This is a genomic window from Sphingomonas sp. SL1004, from assembly GCF_057815015.1.
In genome coordinates, this window is record NZ_JBYMUX010000001.1 from 3,539,902 (window position 1) to 3,560,385 (window position 20,484).

The 20,484-nt window shown below is 65.6% G+C and carries 18 protein-coding genes and 1 tRNA gene; 15 read left to right on the top strand and 4 right to left on the bottom strand.

Translation table 11 applies throughout. The features are described 5' to 3' along the window. Positions 1–173: 173 nt before the first annotated feature. Together gloA and AC3D24_RS16265 are read right to left on the bottom strand one after the other, a co-directional pair. Entirely contained in the window at positions 174–698 is a 525-nt protein-coding gene (gloA, locus tag AC3D24_RS16260) for a lactoylglutathione lyase (protein ID WP_489032191.1), read from the bottom strand. A gap of 93 nt (positions 699–791) precedes the next feature. After that, positions 792–1,217 carry an organic hydroperoxide resistance protein gene (locus tag AC3D24_RS16265; RefSeq protein ID WP_489032192.1) on the bottom strand — a complete coding sequence of 142 codons (426 nt, stop codon included), beginning with the start codon at positions 1,215–1,217 and terminating at the stop codon, positions 792–794. Positions 1,218–1,401: 184 nt separating this feature from the next. Between AC3D24_RS16265 and AC3D24_RS16270 the strand changes: the two genes are divergently transcribed. Both AC3D24_RS16270 and AC3D24_RS16275 read left to right on the top strand, forming a co-directional pair. After that, entirely contained in the window at positions 1,402–3,444 is a 2,043-nt protein-coding gene (locus AC3D24_RS16270) for an L-dopachrome tautomerase-related protein (RefSeq protein WP_489032193.1), read from the top strand. Between the two features lie 224 nt (positions 3,445–3,668). Beyond that, positions 3,669–4,841, top strand: a complete 1,173-nt coding sequence (locus tag AC3D24_RS16275) for an MFS transporter (protein WP_489032194.1) — start codon at positions 3,669–3,671, stop codon at positions 4,839–4,841. 187 nt (positions 4,842–5,028) lie between these two features. Here AC3D24_RS16275 and AC3D24_RS16280 read toward each other — a convergent pair whose 3' ends face one another. After that, complete coding sequence (locus AC3D24_RS16280; protein ID WP_489032195.1) at positions 5,029–6,360, bottom strand: MFS transporter; 1,332 nt, start codon at positions 6,358–6,360, stop codon at positions 5,029–5,031. Between the two features lie 197 nt (positions 6,361–6,557). On the opposite strand from AC3D24_RS16280, the gene AC3D24_RS16285 reads away from it, so the two are divergent. The 11 genes from AC3D24_RS16285 to AC3D24_RS16335 all read left to right on the top strand — a co-directional run bounded on the left by AC3D24_RS16285 (position 6,558) and on the right by AC3D24_RS16335 (position 16,775). Next, the gene (locus AC3D24_RS16285; RefSeq protein WP_489032196.1) at positions 6,558–7,778 is read left to right on the top strand and encodes a ubiquinol oxidase subunit II; all 1,221 of its coding nucleotides are present in this window, start codon (positions 6,558–6,560) and stop codon (positions 7,776–7,778) included. Between the two features lie 9 nt (positions 7,779–7,787). Next, positions 7,788–9,788 (top strand): cytochrome o ubiquinol oxidase subunit I, encoded by a 2,001-nt coding sequence (cyoB, locus tag AC3D24_RS16290; protein WP_489032197.1) that lies wholly within the window; start codon positions 7,788–7,790, stop codon positions 9,786–9,788. A 4-nt stretch (positions 9,789–9,792) separates the two neighbouring features. Continuing rightward, the gene (gene cyoC / locus AC3D24_RS16295) at positions 9,793–10,422 is read left to right on the top strand and encodes a cytochrome o ubiquinol oxidase subunit III (RefSeq protein ID WP_489032198.1); all 630 of its coding nucleotides are present in this window, start codon (positions 9,793–9,795) and stop codon (positions 10,420–10,422) included. Continuing rightward, complete coding sequence (cyoD, locus tag AC3D24_RS16300) at positions 10,419–10,793, top strand: cytochrome o ubiquinol oxidase subunit IV (RefSeq protein ID WP_332756165.1); 375 nt, start codon at positions 10,419–10,421, stop codon at positions 10,791–10,793. The genes cyoC and cyoD overlap by 4 nt, the downstream gene beginning before the upstream one ends. Beyond that, a complete protein-coding gene (locus tag AC3D24_RS16305) occupies positions 10,793–11,509 on the top strand; it encodes an SURF1 family protein (protein ID WP_489032199.1) in 717 nt (238 codons plus the stop codon). The genes cyoD and AC3D24_RS16305 overlap by 1 nt, the downstream gene beginning before the upstream one ends. Then, the gene (locus tag AC3D24_RS16310) at positions 11,506–12,819 is read left to right on the top strand and encodes an ATP-binding protein (protein WP_489032200.1); all 1,314 of its coding nucleotides are present in this window, start codon (positions 11,506–11,508) and stop codon (positions 12,817–12,819) included. The genes AC3D24_RS16305 and AC3D24_RS16310 overlap by 4 nt, the downstream gene beginning before the upstream one ends. Positions 12,820–12,827: 8 nt before the next feature. Further along, on the top strand, positions 12,828–13,361 hold the full coding sequence (locus AC3D24_RS16315) for a response regulator transcription factor (protein ID WP_056490014.1): 534 nt from the start codon (positions 12,828–12,830) through the stop codon (positions 13,359–13,361). 36 nt (positions 13,362–13,397) lie between these two features. Next, on the top strand, positions 13,398–14,465 hold the full coding sequence (locus AC3D24_RS16320) for a spore photoproduct lyase family protein (protein ID WP_489032201.1): 1,068 nt from the start codon (positions 13,398–13,400) through the stop codon (positions 14,463–14,465). Between the two features lie 76 nt (positions 14,466–14,541). Then, positions 14,542–15,336 (top strand): DODA-type extradiol aromatic ring-opening family dioxygenase, encoded by a 795-nt coding sequence (locus AC3D24_RS16325; RefSeq protein ID WP_489032202.1) that lies wholly within the window; start codon positions 14,542–14,544, stop codon positions 15,334–15,336. A gap of 10 nt (positions 15,337–15,346) precedes the next feature. Continuing rightward, positions 15,347–15,919, top strand: a complete 573-nt coding sequence (locus tag AC3D24_RS16330; protein WP_489032203.1) for an NADPH-dependent FMN reductase — start codon at positions 15,347–15,349, stop codon at positions 15,917–15,919. Between the two features lie 106 nt (positions 15,920–16,025). Next, a complete protein-coding gene (locus AC3D24_RS16335) occupies positions 16,026–16,775 on the top strand; it encodes a pirin family protein (protein WP_489033182.1) in 750 nt (249 codons plus the stop codon). Here the strand turns inward: AC3D24_RS16335 and AC3D24_RS16340 are convergent. Further along, the gene (locus AC3D24_RS16340) at positions 16,772–17,641 is read right to left on the bottom strand and encodes a peptidylprolyl isomerase (protein WP_489032204.1); all 870 of its coding nucleotides are present in this window, start codon (positions 17,639–17,641) and stop codon (positions 16,772–16,774) included. The genes AC3D24_RS16335 and AC3D24_RS16340 overlap by 4 nt on opposite strands. Positions 17,642–17,729: 88 nt before the next feature. Here AC3D24_RS16340 and AC3D24_RS16345 point away from each other — a divergent pair. Continuing rightward, a tRNA-Ser gene (locus AC3D24_RS16345) sits at positions 17,730–17,820 on the top strand. A gap of 164 nt (positions 17,821–17,984) precedes the next feature. Continuing rightward, complete coding sequence (locus AC3D24_RS16350) at positions 17,985–20,297, top strand: glycoside hydrolase family 3 C-terminal domain-containing protein (RefSeq protein WP_489032205.1); 2,313 nt, start codon at positions 17,985–17,987, stop codon at positions 20,295–20,297. Positions 20,298–20,484: the final 187 nt, after the last annotated feature.

Consider the following 20,484-nt stretch of genomic DNA (forward strand, 5'->3'; position numbering starts at 1 on the left):
GCCTTCACCAGGATACCCCAGCTTTCGCTGGGGCGACAGTGTGGGAGGGCTGCGGCATCGAAGCGGCCGGTAACCTAAGCGGACGGGCCGAAGCGGCCGGCAATCGAAGCGGCCGGCAACCGGCGCAGGCCGGTCGCCACGGCGATCAACGAGGGAAACCCTAGTTCGGCCCCTCAGTCCTCCCGCCCGGACTGCGCCGCGACGGTTTTGGCCATGCCATCTGCCGACAGGATCTCCAGCCAATACCCGTCCGGATCGGTGATGAACGCGATGTCCTTCATCGTACCGTCGGTCGGCCGTTTCTTGAACGGCACGCCCAGCGTCTCGAACCGGGCACAGGCCGAGGCGACGTCGGGGACGCTGATGCCGAGATGGCCGAACCCGCGCGGATCGCCGTTGCCGCTGTGATAGCCCGCGAAATCGGGATCGCTTTCGGTGCCCCAGTTGTGCGTCAGTTCCAGCGTCGTCTCGCGTGAGAAGATGAACCGCGCTCGCTCGACCGGGTCCGCGGGGATCGTCTCGCCCTCGGCCAGATAGGCGAGGAAATAGAGCGAGAACCGCATCTCGGCGAAATCGAGGCGTTGGAGCAGCGCCATACCCAACACATCGACGTAGAACGCGGTCGACGCCTTTGGATCGCGGACGCGCAGCATCGTCTGGTTGAGGGCGAAGCCCTGCGTGCCATCGGCGCGGCTCATGCGGTGGCTCCAAGGATCGGGTCGAGGGATGGCATAGTCATGGCATACTCGGGATAAGCGGCCCGCCACCCGCGGTGACGGGCCGGTCGCGGGTCAGGCGATCGTCAGGCCGACGTCGAGATTGTTGCGCGTGGCGTTCGAATACGGGCACACTTCGTGCGCGGCCTGGGCCAGCTTCTCCGCGTCCGCCTTGTCGACGCCGGGCAGCGTGATGATAAGGTCTGCGGTAATGCCGAAACCGCCCTCGGAACGCGGGCCGAAGCCGACCTCCGCCTTGACGCTGGCGTCGCTCGGCACCTTGACGCCGACCTTGGCGGATACCGCCTTCATCGCGCCGAGGAAGCACGCCGAATAGCCCGCCGCGAACAGCTTTTCCGGGTTGGCGCCGTCACCGCCGGGGCCGCCCATTTCCTTCGGCACGACCAGATTGACGTCGACGCTGCCGTCTTCGCTGCGCGCATGGCCGTCGCGGCCACCGGTCGAGGTGGCGCTCGTCTTGTAGATCACGGTGACGGGCATAGTATTTCCTTCCGGGTGGTTGCGAATGGGCGGCAGTCTAGCCGACAAAATGGTCCCGGACGACGGCTTTGCGTTGGCTGGCGGCCGGCCGTGTCGGGCATCGTAACCGGCTGATACAAAGCAGTTCCCTGAACTTTTCACGGTATCGCAGGTTACCCTCTCCGTCACCACGGAGCCGACACCGATGCCAGAAATCCCCGTTGGCGATCTCATCGTCAGCTACGCCGATCACGGCGATCCGCACGCTCAACCGGTCCTGCTGATCCATGGCTGGCCCGACGACGCCTCGACCTGGGACGACGTCGTGCCGCAGTTGAACGCCGCTGGCCTGCGGACGATCGTGCCCAGCTTGCGCGGGTTCGGCGCGACGCGGTTCATCGACGACACTGCGTCGCGCACCGGCAACAGCGCGATGCTCGCGATCGACATGATCGGGCTGATGGATGCGCTCGGCATCGATCGGTTCATGGTCGCCGGCCATGACTGGGGCTCGAACACGGGTGAGGCGCTGGCGGTCGGTTGGCCCGAGCGGGTCGAGCGGATGGCGATGCTGGCGACGCCACCGCGGCTCGGTGGCATGCCGACACCGCCGTTCGAGCAGGCGCAGCGCCAATGGTATCACTGGTTCATGGCCACGGCGCGAGGTGCGCAGGCGGTCCGCGACGATCCCAAGGGGTTTGCGCATATCCATTGGGTGAACTGGTCGCCACCGGGCTGGTTCGACGAGGCGACCTTCGAGCGTGTCGCCAGGTCGTTCGAGAATCCGGACTGGGTCGACGTTACGCTCCACAGCTACCGCGCGCGCTGGGACGAGGCAGAGCCCGACCCGCGCAGCCAGTGGCTCGAGGACAAGATCAAGGCGACCGCCACGCTCTCGCTGCCGACGCTGTATTTCCAGGGCGCCGTCGACGGCGTGAACCCGCCTTCCGCGAGCGGGGACGTGCCGGCCAAGTTCACGGGCCCGTTCGCCTTCGTTCAGCTGTCCGGGGTCGGCCACTTCATTCAGCGCGAGAACCCCGACGTAGTCTCGCGCCACCTGATCCAGCTTTTCACCGGCAATCCTGCCGATCTGTCCGATAAAACCGACCGGAGCGTCCTCATGACCAAAACCATGCCCTTCCTCGCCGGCGCCGCCGCAATCGCCGTGGTCGCCGCCGCTGCGATCGGCGTTGCCAATGCCCAGACTGCGCGCCAGGCCGATGGACGCCAACTAACGCAGGTGGCGCAGTTCGATCATCAGGCGACCGGCGTCGCGGTCACTGCCGATGGCCGCCGCTTCGTCAATTTCCCGCGCTGGACCGACGATGCGCCGCTCTCGGTCGCCGAGGTGATGAAGGATGGCTCGCTAAAGGCGTATCCCGACGCGAAGTGGAACAGCTGGCGCAACGCCCGCGCCAACGAGATGCCGGTCGGCGACTATTTCGTGTGCGTGCAGTCGATCGTGCCCGACGGCCACGGCAATCTCTGGGTGCTCGATCCCGGCGCGCCGGGCAACGAGAAAATCCTCGAAGGCGCGCCCAAGCTGGTGAAGATCGATCTGGCCACCAACCGCGTGACCAAGGTGATTCTGGTGCCGCTCGACGTTGCGCTGCAGGGCACGTACCTCAACGACATCCGCTTCTCGCCCGACGGCGAGACCGGGTACATCACCGACAGCGGGACTCGCGGCGCGATCATCGTCATCGACCTGGAGAGCGGCAAGGGCTTCCGCGCGCTCGACGGACATGGCTCGACGCAGATCGACAAGGCCGTGACGGTGCGTACCGATGGCAAGCCGCTGGTCCGCCCCGATGGTCGCCAGCCGTCGTTCGCCGCGGATGGCATCGCGATTTCGAACGACGGCAAGACGCTGTATTACCAGGCGCTCACCGGCAAGACGCTGTATTCGATCGACACCGCGTTGCTGCGCGAGGGCGTCAGCGAAACGACACGCGCGGCAGGCGTCAAGACCGTGGCACAGACGCATGTCGCGGACGGGCTGTGGATGAGCAAGGCGGGCGTGCTCTACCTCACGTCGCCGACCGACAACGGCGTCACGCGACTGGTCGGCGATCACGTCGAACCGGTGCTGACCGACCCGCGCCTGCGCTGGCCGGATACGTTCTCCGAGGGGCCCGACGGGCGGATCTACGTCACCGCCAGCCACATCCAGGACACCAACTGGTTCAAGCCGGGCGCGCCCGCCTCGCTCAAGACCGAACTATTCTCGTTCGCGCCTGTAAAGTGAGCGGCGGAAAGGCCCCCCGGGGCTGATTACCGTCTCCGTCATGCCGGGCTTGTTCCGGCATCCACCGTTCCGCGCATTCACCTGCCGTTGAGTTCGCGGAACGGTGGACCCAGGAACTAGTCCGGGGTGACGAAAGCGCGGGCGAACGCAACCTGGGCCGGCCTATATGGTTGTTCTTCCCGCCCGCCCTTGAAGCATCATGCTGCACCTGCGAAATCAGGGGCATGACCGCTACTCCCCAAACCACCAATACCCGCCTGGCGCTGCTCGCCCTTGCCGTCGGCGGGTTCGCGATCGGCACGACCGAGTTCGCCGCGATGAGCCTGTTGCCGCAGTTCGCGCGCGGACTCGGGATCGACGAACCGACCGCAGGGCACGTCATCAGCGCCTATGCGCTCGGCGTGGTGGTCGGAGCGCCGACGATCGCGGTGCTGGCGGCGAAGATCGAGCGGCGGGTGTTGCTGATCGGGTTGATGACGTTTCTAGGGATCGCCAACGGCCTGTCCGCGCTGGCGCCGACCTATCGTCTGATGCTCTTGGCCCGCTTCTTAAGTGGATTGCCGCATGGCGCGTACTTCGGGGTGGGATCGCTGGTTGCAGCCTCCATGGTGCCGCGCGAGAAACGGTCGCGCGCGGTGTCGCGGATGATGCTGGGGCTGACCGTCGCGACGATTGCTGGCGTGCCGCTGGCGAATGCGATCGGACAGTGGGTCGGCTGGCGCTGGGGTTTCGGCGTCGTCGCGATCATCGCCGCCGCGACGGTGGCGATGCTGCTCAAGTTCGCGCCGGTCCTGCGACCGGCGAAGGATGCGAGCCCGCTCGGTGAACTGGCGGCGCTGCGTAATGGGCAGGTGTGGCTGACGCTGGCGATCGGCGCGGTCGGGTTCGGCGGGATCTTCTGCGTCTATACCTATCTCGCCTCGACGCTGACCGAGGTGACGGGCGTGTCGTCCGCGTTCACACCGGTCGCGTTCGCGCTGTTCGGCGTCGGCATGACGATCGGCACGCTGGTCTGCGCGAAGGCGGCTGACGTGGCGCTGATGCCGGCGGCGGGGATCACGCTGTTGTTCGGGGCAGGGGCGCTTGCGCTGTACGCGCCGGCGACGCCGCATCTGTGGGCGATCTTGCCGGTGGTGGTGCTGATCGGCTGCGGCGGGGGGCTGTCGACGATCCTTCAGACCCGGCTGATGGATGTCGCGGAGGACGCGCAGACCCTGGCGGCGGCGCTCAATCATTCCGCGTTCAATACCGCCAACGCGATAGGGCCTTGGCTTGGTGGGCTGGCGATTGCGGGTGGCTACGGCCTGCCGTCGACCGGGTGGGTCGGGACGGCGCTGGCGCTGGGTGGGTTCGCGATCTGGGCGCTGTCCTGGGCGATCGATCGGCGGCGAGTCTGAAAGGGGCGGCGGGACGGGCCTTGCCGCCCCGCCGGCGCCGCAACGCCCAGCCCGTCATCCCAGCGAAAGCTGGGATCTTTCCATTCGGGTCGCGGCGTTCGCCAACGGGGATACCCCAGCTTTCGCTGGGGTGACGGTCATTAGGAGAGGCGTATCACGTAGAGCGGCGGGAAGCCGTCAGCCTCCCTCAGCGCGCAATATCGCGCTTGGCGAGCTGCTTGTTCAACCCCAGCGCGATCAGCGTGAACACCGCGCCCGAGAACAGGTAGGCGCCGCTCGCCGCCAGGCCCAGCTTGCTCGACAACAACAGTGCCGCCAGCGGGGCAAAGCCTGCGCCGAACAGCCAGGCCAGATCGGTCGTCAGCGCCGAACCCGTATAACGATGCTGCGGGCTGAGGCTCGATGCGACCGCGCCGGACGACTGTCCGAACGACAGGCCGAACAGCAGGAAGCCGATCCCCATGAACAGGCGCTCGCCAATATCGCCACCGTTGAGCAACGATGGTGCGGCGATCGCGAACAGCGCGATCAGCACGGCGATCGTGCCGAGCATCGTCCGCCGGCCGAACCGGTCCGCGAGCAGGCCCGACACCAGCGTCGCGCCAAGGCCGATGACCGCACCGATCATCTCGACCACCAGGAACTCGCCCGGCGCCTCACGCGTGAACAGCACGATCCACGACAGCGGGAACACGGTGACCATGTGGAACAGCGCGAAGCTCGCGAGTGGTACGAACGAACCGAGCCAGATCGCCTTCCACTCGGATTGGATCGTATCCACGACCGGTGCCGGCTGAAGCTCGCGCTTCTCGTACATGTCCTCGAATTCCGGGGTCACGACGAGGCGGAGACGGGCGAACAGCGCAACGACGTTGATCGCGAACGCCACGAAGAACGGATAGCGCCAGCCCCACGCGAAGAAATCCTCGGTCGGCAGCGCGGCGACGAAGAACGCGAACAGGCCACTCGCGACCAGCAAGCCGAATGGCGCGCCGAGCTGTGGCAGCATCGCGTACCAGCCGCGATGCTTCTCGGGTGCGTTCAGCGACAGCAGCGAGGCCAGCCCGTCCCACGCGCCGCCGAGCGCAACGCCCTGGCCGATTCGCAGGATTGCCAGGATCACTACCGACCAGTTGCCGACTTCGGCATAGCCGGGGATGAACCCCATCGCGACGGTCGAGGTGCCGAGCAGGAACAGCGACATCGTCAGCTTGACGCTGCGGCCATAGGCGCGATCGACCGCGATGAAGATGATCGAGCCGATCGGGCGGGCGATGAACGCCAACGCGAACACGGCGAACGAATACAGCGTGCCCTGCAACCGGTCGACATACGGGAAGACCAGCGTCGGGAACACGAGCACCGAGGCGATCGCGTACACGAAGAAGTCGAAGAACTCCGAGGTCCGACCGATCACGACGCCGATCGCGATCACGCCCGGCGAGACATGCTCGCCATCGCTGTGGATATCGCGAGCATCGCTCTCGAAGCTCGTTTCGGGAACCGTGTTTGCAGTCATTCTTCAACTCGCTCTTGGAGGGCCCAGACCCGACGACATCCAGACGATACCCCGACGATACGCTGTTCCGACGGATGCGGGCAGGGGCAATCTATGCTACCCCGCGTAATGATAAAGCCATGCCGATGTTGCAGTGCAGCGCCCATTGGACAAATTGTCCACTGTAGTGCAGCGCAACCGAGGCGTAGGGGGAAACAATGACCGTCGTGAAATCGCTTTCCCGCCTGAAATTGTGGCTTACCGCCATGCCGTTGGCGCTGCTCACCAGCGGCTGCAACTGGGTCGTCATGTCGCCTTCGGGCGATATCGCGGTGCAGCAACGCGACCTCGTCCTGATCGCCACCGGGCTGATGCTGCTGATCATCGTGCCGGTGATCTGCGCGACATTGTTCTTCGCCTATCACTATCGCCAGTCGAACAAGGCGGCAAAGTACGAGCCCAAATGGGATCACTCGGTCGGGCTCGAGCTGATGATCTGGGGTGCGCCACTGCTGATCATCATCGCGCTCGGCGCGTTGACCTGGACCAGCACGCATCTGCTCGATCCGTACCGTCCGCTCGGCCGGATCAAGCCCGATACGCCGACGCTGGCGAACAACGTGCCGGTCGGCAATCTGGTCGACAACCAGCAGCAGGCGAACGGCGCCGGCAAGCCGCTCGAGGTGCAGGTCGTCGCGCTCGATTGGAAGTGGCTGTTCATCTATCCCGAATACGGCATCGCCACGGTCAACGAGCTGGCCGCGCCGGTCGATCGGCCGATTCGTTTCCAGCTGACCTCGTCGTCGGTGATGAATGCGTTCTACATCCCTGCGCTTGCCGGCATGATCTACACGATGCCCGGCATGCAGACGACGCTGAACGCGGTCATCAACAAGCCCGGCAATTACGAGGGCTTCTCGTCCAATTATAGCGGCGCTGGCTTCTCGGGCATGCGCTTCCGATTCCACGGTGTCGACAATGCGGGCTTCGATGCCTGGGTTGCCCAGGTCAAGCAGCGTGGCGGTGGTCTGAACCGTGCGAGCTATCTCCAGCTGGAGAAGCCGAGCGAGAAGGTCCCGGTTCGCTATTACAATGCGGTCCAGCCGGACATGTTCAAGCTGGTCGTCGAGCAGTGCGTCCAACCCGGCAAGGTCTGCATGTCGCAGATGATGCACGGCGGCAAAAGCGGCGGCGACTCGCATAGCGGCATGGCAATGCCCGGCGTCAACGGCGGCAAGGGCCCCCAGGACGTCAAGGAACGTCCCGAAGGCGCGCTGATGAAGGATGCCGACGAAAAGGGCAGCGGCAATCACTGGACCGCGCCGGCAGACATCAAACAGGACGGCGCCAACAGCGCGCCCGGCTCGCAGTCCAACCGCAATCACACGATGTTGACCCCCTCCACACAGCCGGGCACGCGCCCCGTCGCGAACGGCTAGAGAACCATCATGAACGACACCCTGTTGAAGACTATCTTCGGCCGTCTGACCCTGGAGTCGCTGCCGCTGCACGAACCGATCGTCGTCGCCACCTTCGCGATGGTGGCGATCGGCGGGCTCGGGCTCGTCGCCGCGCTGACCTATTTCAAGGTTTGGGGCTATCTGTGGAACCAGTGGTTCACCAGCGTCGATCACAAGAAGATCGGCATCATGTACATGATCCTGGCGATCGTCATGCTGCTGCGCGGGTTCTCCGACGCGATCATGATGCGCGCGCAGCAGGCGATGGCGTTCAACGGTTCCGAAGGATACCTGACTGCGCATCACTACGACCAGGTCTTTACCGCGCACGGCGTGATCATGATCTTCTTCGTGGCGATGCCGATGGTCACGGGCCTGATGAACTATGTCGTCCCGCTCCAGATCGGTGCGCGCGACGTGTCGTTCCCGTTTCTCAACAATTTTAGCTTCTGGATGACCACGGCCGGTGCCGTGATCGTCATGATGTCGCTGTTCATCGGCGAGTTCGCGCGCACCGGTTGGCTCGCGATGCCGCCCCTCTCGGGGCTGGCGTATTCGCCCGACGTCGGTGTCGACTATTATATCTGGGCCTTGCAGATCGCGGGCATCGGAACACTGCTGTCCGGCGTCAATCTGGTCGCGACCATCGTCAAGATGCGCGCGCCCGGCATGACCATGATGAAGATGCCGATTTTCACCTGGACGTCGCTCTGCACCAACATCCTGATCGTCGCCGCCTTCCCGGTGCTGACCGCGGTGCTCGCGATGCTGTCGCTCGATCGCTACATCGGCACCGCGTTCTTCACGAACGACGCCGGCGGCAACCCGATGATGTACGTCAACCTGATCTGGATCTGGGGTCACCCGGAGGTCTACATCCTGGTCCTGCCGGCGTTCGGCATCTTCTCGGAAGTCACCTCGACCTTCTCGGGCAAGCGCCTCTTCGGCTACAGCTCGATGGTCTATGCGACGCTCGTGATCACGATCCTCGCCTACCTCGTCTGGCTGCATCACTTCTTCACGATGGGCTCGGGCGCGAGCGTGAACTCGTTCTTTGGCATCACCACGATGATCATCTCGATCCCGACCGGGGCCAAGATCTTCAACTGGCTGTTCACGATGTACAAGGGCCGGATCCGGTTCGAACTGCCGATGATGTGGACGATCGCCTTCATGGTGACCTTCACGATCGGCGGCATGACCGGCGTTCTGCTCGCAGTGCCGCCAGCCGATTTCGTGCTGCACAACTCGCTGTTCCTGGTCGCGCATTTCCATAACGTGATCATCGGCGGCACGCTGTTCGGCATGTTCGCCGGGATCAACTACTGGTTCCCCAAGGCGTTCGGCTTCAAGCTCGACAAGAAATGGGGCACAATCTCGTTCTGGTGCTGGGTCGTCGGCTTCTACTTCGCGTTCATGCCGCTGTACGTGCTCGGCCTGATGGGCGTTACTCGCCGGATGCGCTATTTCGACGATCCGAACCTGCAGATCTGGTTCGTCATCGCCGCCTTTGGCGCAGCGATGATCGCAGCCGGCATCGGTGCGTTCCTGATGCAGATCTTCGTGAGCATCCGTAACCGCGAGGCGCTGGCCGATCACAGCGGCGATCCGTGGAACGGCCGTACACTTGAGTGGGCGACCTCGTCGCCGCCGCCGGAGTATAACTTCGCGTTCACGCCGATCGTCCACGACCTGGACGCCTGGTATGACATGAAGGATCGCAAGCACGAGCGGCCTGTGACCGGTTTCAAGTCGATCCACATGCCGAGCGGCACCGGTACGGGCGTCGTGCTTGCCGGCCTCAGCGTGGCGTTCGGGTTCGCGATGATCTGGTACATCTGGTGGCTCGCAGGGCTGGCACTCGCCGGCATCTTCGGCACCACCATTTTCCACACGTTCAACTACAAGCGCGACTTCCACATCCCGGTCGAGGACGTGATCGCCAGCGAGGACGCGCGCACCCGCCAGCTCGCGACCCAGGGAGCCTGACGCGATGTCCGCTACACCGATGACCAAAGAGGGCGAGCCGGTCTCGTTCTACGAACTGGACGAGCACGAGCATCCGGAAGGCAGCAGCACGATGCTGGGCTTCTGGATGTACCTGATGAGCGATTGCCTCATCTTCGCGGTGCTGTTCGCGGCCTATGCCGTGCTCGGCAACAGCTATGCCGGCGGCCCCAGCCCGAAGGAGATCTTCGAGCTGCCGCTGGTGGCGGTGAACACCGCGATGCTGCTGTTCTCGTCGATCACCTACGGCTTCGCGATGCTGTCGATGGAGGAAGGTCGCCAGCGCGTCATGCAGATGTGGCTGGTCTTCACCGGCCTGTTCGGCTTGGCGTTCCTGTCGATCGAAATGTACGAGTTCGCCACCCTCATCCACGAGGGTGCGGGCCCGACCCGCAGCGCCTTCCTGTCGTCGTTCTTCACGCTGGTCGGCACGCACGGCCTTCACGTCACGATGGGCTTGATCTGGCTCGTCACGCTGATGGTGCAGGTCCAGAAGCACGGCCTGATCGCCGCCAACAAGCGCCGCCTGATGTGCCTCAGCATGTTTTGGCATTTCCTCGACGTCATCTGGATCGGCGTCTTCACCTTCGTCTATCTGATGGGCACCCTACGATGAGCGACCCCCACGCCAACACGCACGACGCGCATGCGGACCATGACCACGCTGCTCACGGCACGCGTGGCAGTTATCTGAAGGGGTTTTTCCTCTCGGTCATCCTCACCGCGATCCCGTTCTGGGCGGTGATGACCGGCGCGTTCAAGGATCCATCGACTGCCGCGCTTGTCGTGATGGTGTTCGCGGTCGCGCAGATCGTCGTCCACATGATCTACTTCCTGCACATGAGCGGCAAGTCGGAGGGCGGCTGGACGATGATGGCGCTGATATTCACGATCATCCTCGTCGTCATCACGCTCAGCGGATCGATCTGGGTGATGTACCACATGAACACGAACATGATGCCGATGCAGGCCGCGGCAGACATGTGATGAGGACGCGACCGGGCCCTGCCGTCTATGTCGCAGGCCTGGTCGCGCTGCTGCTGTTCGTCGGGTTCATGGCGCTCGGCATCTGGCAGGTCGAGCGCCGCACCTGGAAGCTCAACCTGATCGAACAGGTCGCGGCGCGTGCACATGCCGCGCCGGTCGCCCCGCCAGGGCCAGCGTCCTGGGGCGCGATCATCGCCACCACAGACGCCTATCGCCGCATCCGCCTCGACGGCACGCTCGATAATTCGCGTGAGACGCTGGTCCGCGCAGCCACCGCTCTCGGCAGCGGTTATTGGGTCGTGACGCCGTTGCAGACCGATCGCGGTTTTATCGTCCTGGTCAACCGCGGCTATGTCTCACCCGAGCAACGCACGGCGCATACCAAGCCCAGTGGCCCGATCACGATCACCGGCTATCTGCGCATCACCGAGCCGGGCGGAGGCTTCCTGCGCCACAACGACCCCGCAACCGGCAAATGGTATTCACGCGACGTCGCCGCGATCGCCAAGGCCCGCGGCCTGTCGAACGTAGCGCCCTATTTCGTCGACGCGGACAAGTCCGGCACCGCCGCCCCGGTCGGCGGCCTGACGATCATCGCCTTCCCCAACAACCACCTCGTCTACATGCTGACCTGGTTCGCGCTCGCCGCGATGACGATCTTCGCGTTCGTCGTGTTCGTCCGCCAGGATGCGCGGAAGCGGCGGGGAGCGGAATGACCTCGGAGGCGGCACGCCAGGGCTGGCAGCGCTGGCTAGCGCTCGCGACCGCACGCACCGACGCGACCGGCAACGCCAATATGCGGCAGCTCGTGACGCTGCGCTGGATCGCGATCGCCGGCCAGTTCGTCACTATATTGTTCGCGCGTTTCGGCCTCGGCTTCGACCTCCCCCTCGTGCCGATGATGGCCGCGCTCGCCGCCGCGGTCGGGCTCAACCTCGCGAGCATGCCGCTCTATGGATGGCGCAAGGGCGCGAACATCCAGCTCCTGCTCGCGCTGCTATTCGACGTCGGCCTGCTCACCACGCAGCTCTATCTGGCGGGCGGCGCGACCAACCCGTTCATCTCGCTCTATCTGCTCCACGTCGTGCTCGGCGCGGTGCTGCTCGATCGCTGGTCGAGTTGGGCGATCGTCGTCGTCACCGCCGCCTGCTTCGGCCTGCTCACGCTCTATTACCGCCCTCTGATCCTCCCCCCCGATTACAGCGGCGAGTATTTCCTGCTCTACACGATCGGCTCGCTGCTCTGCTTCATGCTGATCGCGACGCTGCTGATGCTGTTCATGACCCGCATCACCGGAAACTTGCGCGCCCGCGACACGCGCCTCGCCGACCTTCGCCAGCAGGCCGCGGAGGAGGATCACATCGTCCGTATGGGCCTTTTGGCTTCGGGCGCCGCGCACGAGCTCGGCACGCCGCTCGCATCGATAGCGGTGATCCTCGCCGACTGGCGCCGCATGCCAACGCTTGCACAGGACGCCGACCTCCAGGCGGAGATTGTCGAGATGCAATCCGAGGTCCAGCGCTGCAAGGCGATCGTCACCGGCATATTGTTGTCCGCTGGCGAAGCGCGCGGCGAAGCACCCGAGATCATGCCGCTCCACCAGTTCCTCGACGCGATCGTCGACGAATGGCGCGCGGTCCACGCGGGTGTAGAGTTCGACTACACCACCCGAGTCGGTGACGATCCACAGGTCGTGTCCGACCCCGCGCTCAAACAGGTGATCGCCAACGTGCTCGACAACGCCGCCGAAGCCTCGCCGCACTGGGTCGCCTTCCGCGGCGAACGCAGCGACGGCGACCTCGCCCTGATCGTCCGCGATCGCGGGCCCGGCTTCAGCGACGAACGGCTCGCGAGCTTCGGCAAACCCTACCAGTCGAGCAAGCGCGAACCCGGCCACGGCCTCGGCCTGTTCCTGGCCGTCAACGTCATGCGCAAGCTTGGCGGCGGCGTGTCGGTCGTGAACTGCGAAGGCGGCGGCGCCGAAGTCACAATCAGAATGCCCCTCTCCGCGATCGCGCTGTCATGACGGACGCCATGACCGAACCCAAGCTGCTCGCCATCGTCGAGGACGACGAGACCTTCGCCCGCACGCTTCGCCGCTCGTTCGAACGCCGCGGCTACGAAGTGATGCAAGCCGCCAGCCACGAGGAGCTCGTCGAGCAATTGGCCGAGCGCACGCCCAGATACGCAGTCGTCGACCTCAAGCTGGGCGGCGCGTCCGGCCTCGTCTGCGTCCAGACGCTCCACGCACACGACCCCGAGATCCTCGTCGTCGTCCTCACCGGCTTCGCGAGCATCGCCACCGCAGTCGAGGCGATCAAGCTCGGCGCGTCGCACTATCTCGTCAAACCCTCGAACACCGACGACATCGAAGCCGCGTTCGATCGCACCGAGGGCAGCGTCGACACCGAGCTGTCCGAACGCCCGACCTCGATCAAGACGCTCGAATGGGAGCGTATCCACACCACGCTCGCCGAAACCGACTTTAATATCTCGGAGACTGCGCGCCGCCTCGGCATGCACCGCCGCACGCTTGCGCGAAAGCTCGAGAAACGCCCGGTAAAATAACCGCAACGCTTCGCCGAAGGCGCGCGTTGTCGTTCGATGCCAGCGCCAAAACCCTCACGACTCTGGCAGCCAAAGCGACTGCTCGCGACCCCGTCCGCGCTGACCTGGGATCACGGTGCCGAGATCGCCGCGCGTGCAGCAGCGCTGGGTGTGCCGGTCACGACGCTACCGAGCGACCGCCTCAAACTCGACTTCCCCGACGATTCCCGCCGCGCCTATGCCGAAGCCAAGGCGACACTCGCGCTAGTCGTCGCGCCCCCCTCGAAACGGAAACTCCAGCCGATCGCCCCCAGCGCCGACTGGCGGATCGACCTCGCCGAGGGCTGCCCCGCGCATTGCGGCTATTGCTACCTTGCCGGCTCGCTCAAGGGGCCGCCCATCACGCGCGTCTATGCGAACCTGCCTGAGATCCTCGCAGAACTCCCCGCGCATCTCGGCCAGGGCACCGTAACCTCGCGTTCCACCGCCCGCGCGCACGAGGGCACGACGTTCGAAGCCTCCTGCTACACCGACCCGCTCGGCATCGAGCACGTCACCGGATCGCTCTCCGCGCTGATCGCGTATTTCGGCGCATGGGAGGCGGACGTGCAGTTGCGCTTCACCACCAAGTTCGACGCGGTCGAGCCATTGTTGACGCTAGACCACCGTGGCCGCACCCGAATGCGCGCCTCGATCAACCCTGCCGCCTATGCGCGTTTCGAAGGCGGCACGAGCCCCGTCGAAGCCCGCCTGCTGGCGCTGCGCAAGATGGCGGACGCCGGCTACAAGATCGGCCTGACGGTTGCCCCGATCATCGCCGCGGAAGGCTGGCGCGAGGCATATGGCGACTTGCTGACGGAGGCGGGCAGGGTGCTCGCCGACGTACCCGACGTCACGATCGAGCTGATCACCCACCGCTACACCCCCGGCTCGAAGGCGGTGCTCGAAACCTGGTACCCCGGCTCGTCACTCGACCTCAGCATGGCCAACCGCACGGAGAAGCGCACAAAGTTCGGCTCGACCAAATACGTCTACGACGCCGACACGATGCGCGCGCTCCGCAGCTTCTTCCAGGACAAGATCGCCGCCAAGCTCCCGCAGGCGCGCATCCTCTACTGGACCTGAAGGACGCGCCAACCGGCAACGCAGCGTTGCCATTCGCAGCCTTCCGATCGCCGCCACCGCCGCCTACCTCGACACCATGACACACACCCGCCAGCCAACGCTCTTCATCCCGCACGGTGGCGGGCCCTGTTTCTTCATGGACGACCCCGCTGGCAACTGGACCGGCATGGCCGCGTACCTCCGGTCGATCGCGGCCACGCTGCCCGAAAAGCCCAAGGCGATCCTCGTCGTCTCAGGCCACTGGGAAACGCGCGGCTTCGCATTCACCGGCGCCGTAACGCCGCCGCTGATCTACGACTATGGCGGCTTCCCCGCCCACACCTACGAGTTGCGCTACGACGCGCCCGGTGACCCAGCCTTGGCCACCCGCGCCGCCGACCTGCTCCGCGGCGCCGGCCTGACCGCCAATGTCGACCCGACCCGCGGCCTCGATCACGGCGTCTTCATCCCGATGAAGGTCGCGTTCCCCGACGCCGACATCCCGGTCGTCGAGATGTCGGTCGACCGCGATCTCGACCCTACGTTGCACGCCGCCGCCGGCCGCGCACTCGCCCCCTTACGCGACGAAGGCGTCCTGATCATCGGCTCGGGCATGAGCTTCCACAACATGCGCGGCTACGGCGACCCGCGTTTCACCGCGCCGTCCGAAGCCTTCAACCAGTGGCTGACCGCCGCAGTCGAGTCCGAACCGACCGCCCGAGCAGAGGCGCTAGCCGGCTGGGCCGAAGCCCCCGCCGGCCGTCTTTCGCATCCCCGCGAAGAGCATCTCCTCCCGCTGATGGTCGCCGCCGGTGCTTCCGACCAAGCCGGCACGCAAGATTACAGCGAGCGCGTGCTGCAAACCGCGATTTCCGGCTACCGCTTCAACTAAAGGAATTTCCATGGCTCTTCCCGTCCTGCTCGCTATCTCCGGCAGCCTGCGCCGCGGCTCGTACAATACCGCGATCCTGACCACGCTTGGCGAAGCGATCACTAACAAGGTGGCGCTGACGGTCTTCGCGCTGAACGACGTCCCGCTTTACGACCAAGACGCCGACACTGACACGCCTCCCGCCGCCGTCGCAGCCCTGCGCGCGGCAATCGGCGCGGCCGATGGGATCGTCATTGCCTCCCCTGAATACAACCACGGCATCTCTGGCGTCCTGAAGAACGCGCTCGACTGGGCCTCACGCCCGCATGGCAAGGCGACGCTCACGGGCAAGCCGGTCTTCACGCTCACTTCGTCGCCCGGCGCAGTCGGCGGCGCACGCGCCCACGCGCAACTGAACGAGACGCTGGCCTCGATCGGCGCGCGCACCGTCCTGCGCCCACAAGCCGTCATCGGCGCGGTGCACGAGAAGATCGCCGACGGTCGCCTGACCGACCAGCGCACGCTCGACTTCCTCGTCGGCGGGGTAGACGACCTGCTCGCAGACATCGCCCGCCCCACCGCTGCCGACCGCGAGGCATCCTGACATCCGCCACGTCCTCAACCAGTATCCCGCCCAGCGCGACGACATCGCCGATCTCGTCACCCGCCGCCCGCTACCGGGTCCCGGCCTGCCGCAGGTCGATCCGTTCCTGTTCCTCAACCACCACGGCCCGCAGACCTATCGTGCCGGCAATAGCGGTCTGCCGTTCGGCCCGCACCCGCACCGCGGCTTCGAGACGGTCAGCTTCATCCTCGAGGGCGAGATGGCGCATCTCGACAGCGGCGGCCACGAAAGCGTCATTCGCGCGGGCGGCGTCCAGTGGATGACCGCCGGCTCGGGCCTGATCCATGCGGAGATCTCGCCCGCATCGTTCAAGCGCGACGGCGGCCCGCTGGAGATCCTGCAACTCTGGGTGAACCTCCCCAGCCGGCTCAAGATGACCAAGCCCGCCTATACCGGCCTCCAGCGCGAGGACATTCCCGCGATCCCGGTCGAGGGTGGCACCGTGAACCTGATCTCCGGCACGTTCGCCGGACGACAGGGCCCGTTCGAATCGCTGACCGACTTCGCGATGATGACGATCGAACTCGAAGCCGGCGCCAGGGTCGACCTGCCAGCCCCAACCGGCCGCGCGGTCTTCTTCTACGTCGTCGCTGGCGCCCCCACGGCGAACGACACGCCGATCAAGCCACACCACCTCGCCACATTCGACAACGAGGGCGACACCATCACCGTCACGACCGAGGCCCCCGCCACGATCCTCTACGGCCACGCCGACCCGATCGGCGAGCCCGTCGTCTCCCACGGTCCCTTCGTCATGAACACCCGCGAAGAGATCGTCCGCGCGATCGAGGACTATAACGCCGGCCTGTTCGGCAAGCCGCCCGTCATCCGCTAAGGCGCTTTACGCACCGGGGGCAGCGCGGCACAGATGTCGGCGCCCCCGGCAGGCACCGTAAAGAACGGCCCCGCGCGGTTCTCGCGCGAGGCGATCCACGCCACGAACCGCGGATTGTCCGCCGCGCGATATTCGAAATGCGGTCGCTCGGCGGCGGGCAGGTCGCTCGCGAGGCGTGCGGACACGATCGGGCTACGCTCCCCCTCGGTCTTGTAGAACCCCAGATCCCCCGTCCCGCGCGGCAACGACGACAGCCACTCGACGCCGTCGATCACGCGCCCGACCACCGCGATGTTCCGATCCAGCGCACGCGGCGAATGCCCGATCACGGTATACAGCTCGGCGCCACTCCCCGTGCTCGGCGCCAGATCGCGCGCGACGCCGACCATCCCGTAGCAATGCGGCACCCACTCGGTCGCGCCATTGCCGGCGAGCGGCCACCCGTCGCGGCTATACCCCGCCCATTCGGCATAGGGATCGCGCTGCGACAGCCGCGCCACGGTAGTCGGCCCGGCATGCGAATATTCGGCTGGCGGAGTCTCGACGACCCCCGCGACAAGCGGCTTCTTTTCGGTCGCATCGCCCCATTGCGCGACGTAATTGTCCTGCAACCGGTAGACGCTTGTCCCCAGATCCCACCAATGCGCCGCGGCCAGCTTGCGGATGTTGGTGACATGGGCGGGTGCATATTTGGCCGCAAGCCGGACCGTGAACTGATGCCCGTTGGCCAGCGTGAACACGAGCAGTTCATCGTCCGGTATCGCCATCCAGTCGGCCGGCAGCGGGTCTGAGGCGAGCGTCGTCACCGCTGGAACGGCAGCAGGCGCGGCTTGCGCGACCACGGCGGCGAGGAGAAGATTCAGCATCCCCGCAGACTGCCCGAGCGAGCCTCCGCACGCAATCGCTTGCACGCGCACGAAACCCGCACTAGCAGACCCCCTTCCAGAGCAATGCGGAGCGGTGGCCGAGTGGTCGAAGGCGCTCGCCTGGAAAGTGAGTATACGTCAAAAGCGTATCGAGGGTTCGAATCCCTCCCGCTCCGCCACCCCTTTCAGGTTCGACGCCCCCCGCCGTAAAGCGCCATCGTGGAGACACGCGCCTACTGCGCAGGAGCCATTTCGGACAGGGGCGCGGCGCCTGTTGCGGCAGGGCGAGAGACGGGGCAAACCGGCGGTTGAGATTTATTATATCAGCCTGAAGGTGAGCCGCATGATCGCAGTCCGTACCAAGACCATTTTCGGACGACTTCTGGCGAGTTCGATGCTTTTGTCCGTCGTGGCCCTGGCTCCGGCGGCGGCGCAGACCACCAACAATGCGCCGGGCGCTGCTGCGGCACGGACCGAGGCACCCAAGGCGCGCCCCTGGATGAACACCGGGCTGAGTGCGGATGCGCGCGTGGACCTGCTGCTGAAGGAGATGACTCTCGACGAGAAGCTGCAGCTGACCTTCGGGTATTTCGCGACCAACGCCGACTGGTTGAAGACGCCGACCAAGAACTTCGTCTACCCCAAGGACGGCCTGCCGGCGTCGGCGGGGATCGTGCCGGGGATCCCGCGGCTCGGCATCCCGAGCCAGTGGCAGACCGATGCCGGTGTCGGCGTCGCCAGCCAGCGCGGGCCGACGCCGCGCCTGCGCACCTCGCTGCCGTCGGGGATCGCGACCGCCTCGACCTGGAATCCCGAACTCGCGCAGGCCGGTGGCGCGATGATCGGCAACGAGGCGTTCCTGTCGGGCTTCAACGTGCAGCTCGCGGGCGGCATGAATCTCACGCGCGAGCCGCGCAACGGTCGCAACTTCGAATATGGCGGCGAGGATCCGTTGCTGGCGGGCGTAATTACCGGCCACGAGATCAAGGGCATCCAGTCGCAGCACGTCGTCTCGACGATGAAGCATTACGCCTTCAACGGGCAGGAGACGAACCGCTTCACGATCGATACCAAGATAGGCGAACAGGCCGCGCGCCAGTCCGACCTGCTCGCGTTCGAGATCGCCAACGAGGTCGGCCAGCCCGGCTCCGTCATGTGCTCGTACAACCGCGTGAACGGCCATTATGCGTGCGAGAACGACTGGCTTCTGAACACCGTGCTGAAGCGCGACTGGGGCTTCAAGGGCTATGTCATGTCCGACTGGGGCGCGACGCATTCGACCAGCGAGGCCGCCAATGCGGGGCTCGACCAGCAATCCGGCTGGGCGTTCGATCGCTCGCCCTATTTCGCGGACGCGCTGCGTGAGGCGGTCAACAATGGCCATGTGTCCGAGGCGCGCGCGACCGACATGGCGCGGCGCGTGCTGTGGGGGATGTTCTCCGTTGGTGCGTTCGATACCATCGTCGCCGGTGATCGTGCGACGACGATCGACTATGCCGGCCATGCAGCAGTGACGCGCGCCGATGCCGAAGAGGGCATCGTCCTCCTCAAGAACACCGCCGGTCTCCTGCCGCTCGCCAAGACGGCGAAGTCGATCCTGCTGGTCGGCGCGCATGCCGATATAGGCGTGCTGTCGGGCGGCGGCTCGAGCCAGGTCTATTCGCCGAACGCGCCGACCAACGGCCTGGTCGTGCCGGACGAATTCCCGAGCGGTTTCCCCGGTCCCAAGACCTATCACGCGTCATCGCCGATGAAGGCATTGCAGGCGCGGACCGGCGCGACCGTCACCTATCTCGACGGCAAGGACGTGAAGGCGGCGGCGACGGCGGCGCGCAAGGCGGACGTCGTCGTCGTGTTCGGCGAGCAGTGGACCGGCGAGTCGTTCGACGTCCCCGACCTGAACCTGCCTGACGGCCAGAACGCGCTGATCGATGCGGTCGCGCGGGCCAACACGAAGACCGTCGTGGTGCTCGAAACCGGTGGTCCGGTGGTGATGCCGTGGCTGGGCAAGGTCGGCGCGGTGCTGGAGGCATGGTATCCGGGCACGGCGGGCGGCGAGGCGATCGCGCGCGTGCTGACCGGCGAGGTCAATCCGTCGGGGCATCTGCCCGCGACGTTCCCGGCATCGCTTGCGCAGACTCCGCGGCCGGTGATCGAGGGCAATCCCAAACTTGACCGCGACGCACACCCGATGGGCAATTACGACATCGAAGGCGCGGCCGTCGGCTATAAATGGTTCGACAAGACCGGCGCCAAGCCGCTGTTCCCGTTTGGCTACGGGCTGTCCTATACGAACTTCGCGATGAGCGGCCTGACCGCGACGCCTGCGGGCAAGGGGATCAAGGCCGGCTTCTCAGTGAAGAACACCGGCGCGCTACAGGGTAAGGCGGTCGCGCAGGTTTATGTCTCGGGCGCAGGATGGGAAGCGCCCAAGCGGCTCGGCGCGTTCCGCAAGGTCGATCTCGCGCCAGGTGCGGACCAGGCGGTGTCGGTAACGATCGATCCACGCATGCTAGCGACGTTCGACGTGGCGAGCGGCGGGTGGAAGATCGCAGGCGGCGACTACAGGGTGATGCTGGCCGCGTCGGCGACCGATGTCGTCCAAACGGTCACGGTCCGCGTACCGGCGCAGACGCTCGACCATAGAGGCCGCTGATCATGCGGCGCAGATCGTCGTCGCGCTGCTAATGGTCTTGCGGTTATCTGCCGTCCTCCCGCGACAGCGGAAGCCCAGGGTAACCCAGACCATCGCCTATAATCCTGGACTTCCGCGTTCGCAGGGAAACGGAGAGTGGGGCGATTGCCTCAGACGCTGAATTTGAACGATTCTCCCCCCGCCAGGG

Coding starts and splice junctions, on each gene's coding strand:
- AC3D24_RS16315 (WP_056490014.1), top strand. CDS start 12,828: ATGACCGAACCCAAGCTGCTCGCCATCGTCGAGGACGACGAGACCTTC.
- AC3D24_RS16275 (WP_489032194.1), top strand. CDS start 3,669: ATGACCGCTACTCCCCAAACCACCAATACCCGCCTGGCGCTGCTCGCC.
- AC3D24_RS16270 (WP_489032193.1), top strand. CDS start 1,402: ATGCCAGAAATCCCCGTTGGCGATCTCATCGTCAGCTACGCCGATCAC.
- cyoD (WP_332756165.1), top strand. CDS start 10,419: ATGAGCGACCCCCACGCCAACACGCACGACGCGCATGCGGACCATGAC.
- AC3D24_RS16350 (WP_489032205.1), top strand. CDS start 17,985: ATGATCGCAGTCCGTACCAAGACCATTTTCGGACGACTTCTGGCGAGT.
- AC3D24_RS16280 (WP_489032195.1), bottom strand. CDS start 6,360: ATGACTGCAAACACGGTTCCCGAAACGAGCTTCGAGAGCGATGCTCGC.
- AC3D24_RS16265 (WP_489032192.1), bottom strand. CDS start 1,217: ATGCCCGTCACCGTGATCTACAAGACGAGCGCCACCTCGACCGGTGGC.
- AC3D24_RS16285 (WP_489032196.1), top strand. CDS start 6,558: ATGACCGTCGTGAAATCGCTTTCCCGCCTGAAATTGTGGCTTACCGCC.
- AC3D24_RS16305 (WP_489032199.1), top strand. CDS start 10,793: ATGAGGACGCGACCGGGCCCTGCCGTCTATGTCGCAGGCCTGGTCGCG.
- AC3D24_RS16320 (WP_489032201.1), top strand. CDS start 13,398: ATGCCAGCGCCAAAACCCTCACGACTCTGGCAGCCAAAGCGACTGCTC.
- AC3D24_RS16340 (WP_489032204.1), bottom strand. CDS start 17,641: ATGCTGAATCTTCTCCTCGCCGCCGTGGTCGCGCAAGCCGCGCCTGCT.
- cyoC (WP_489032198.1), top strand. CDS start 9,793: ATGTCCGCTACACCGATGACCAAAGAGGGCGAGCCGGTCTCGTTCTAC.
- AC3D24_RS16310 (WP_489032200.1), top strand. CDS start 11,506: ATGACCTCGGAGGCGGCACGCCAGGGCTGGCAGCGCTGGCTAGCGCTC.
- AC3D24_RS16330 (WP_489032203.1), top strand. CDS start 15,347: ATGGCTCTTCCCGTCCTGCTCGCTATCTCCGGCAGCCTGCGCCGCGGC.
- AC3D24_RS16325 (WP_489032202.1), top strand. CDS start 14,542: ATGACACACACCCGCCAGCCAACGCTCTTCATCCCGCACGGTGGCGGG.
- gloA (WP_489032191.1), bottom strand. CDS start 698: ATGAGCCGCGCCGATGGCACGCAGGGCTTCGCCCTCAACCAGACGATG.
- cyoB (WP_489032197.1), top strand. CDS start 7,788: ATGAACGACACCCTGTTGAAGACTATCTTCGGCCGTCTGACCCTGGAG.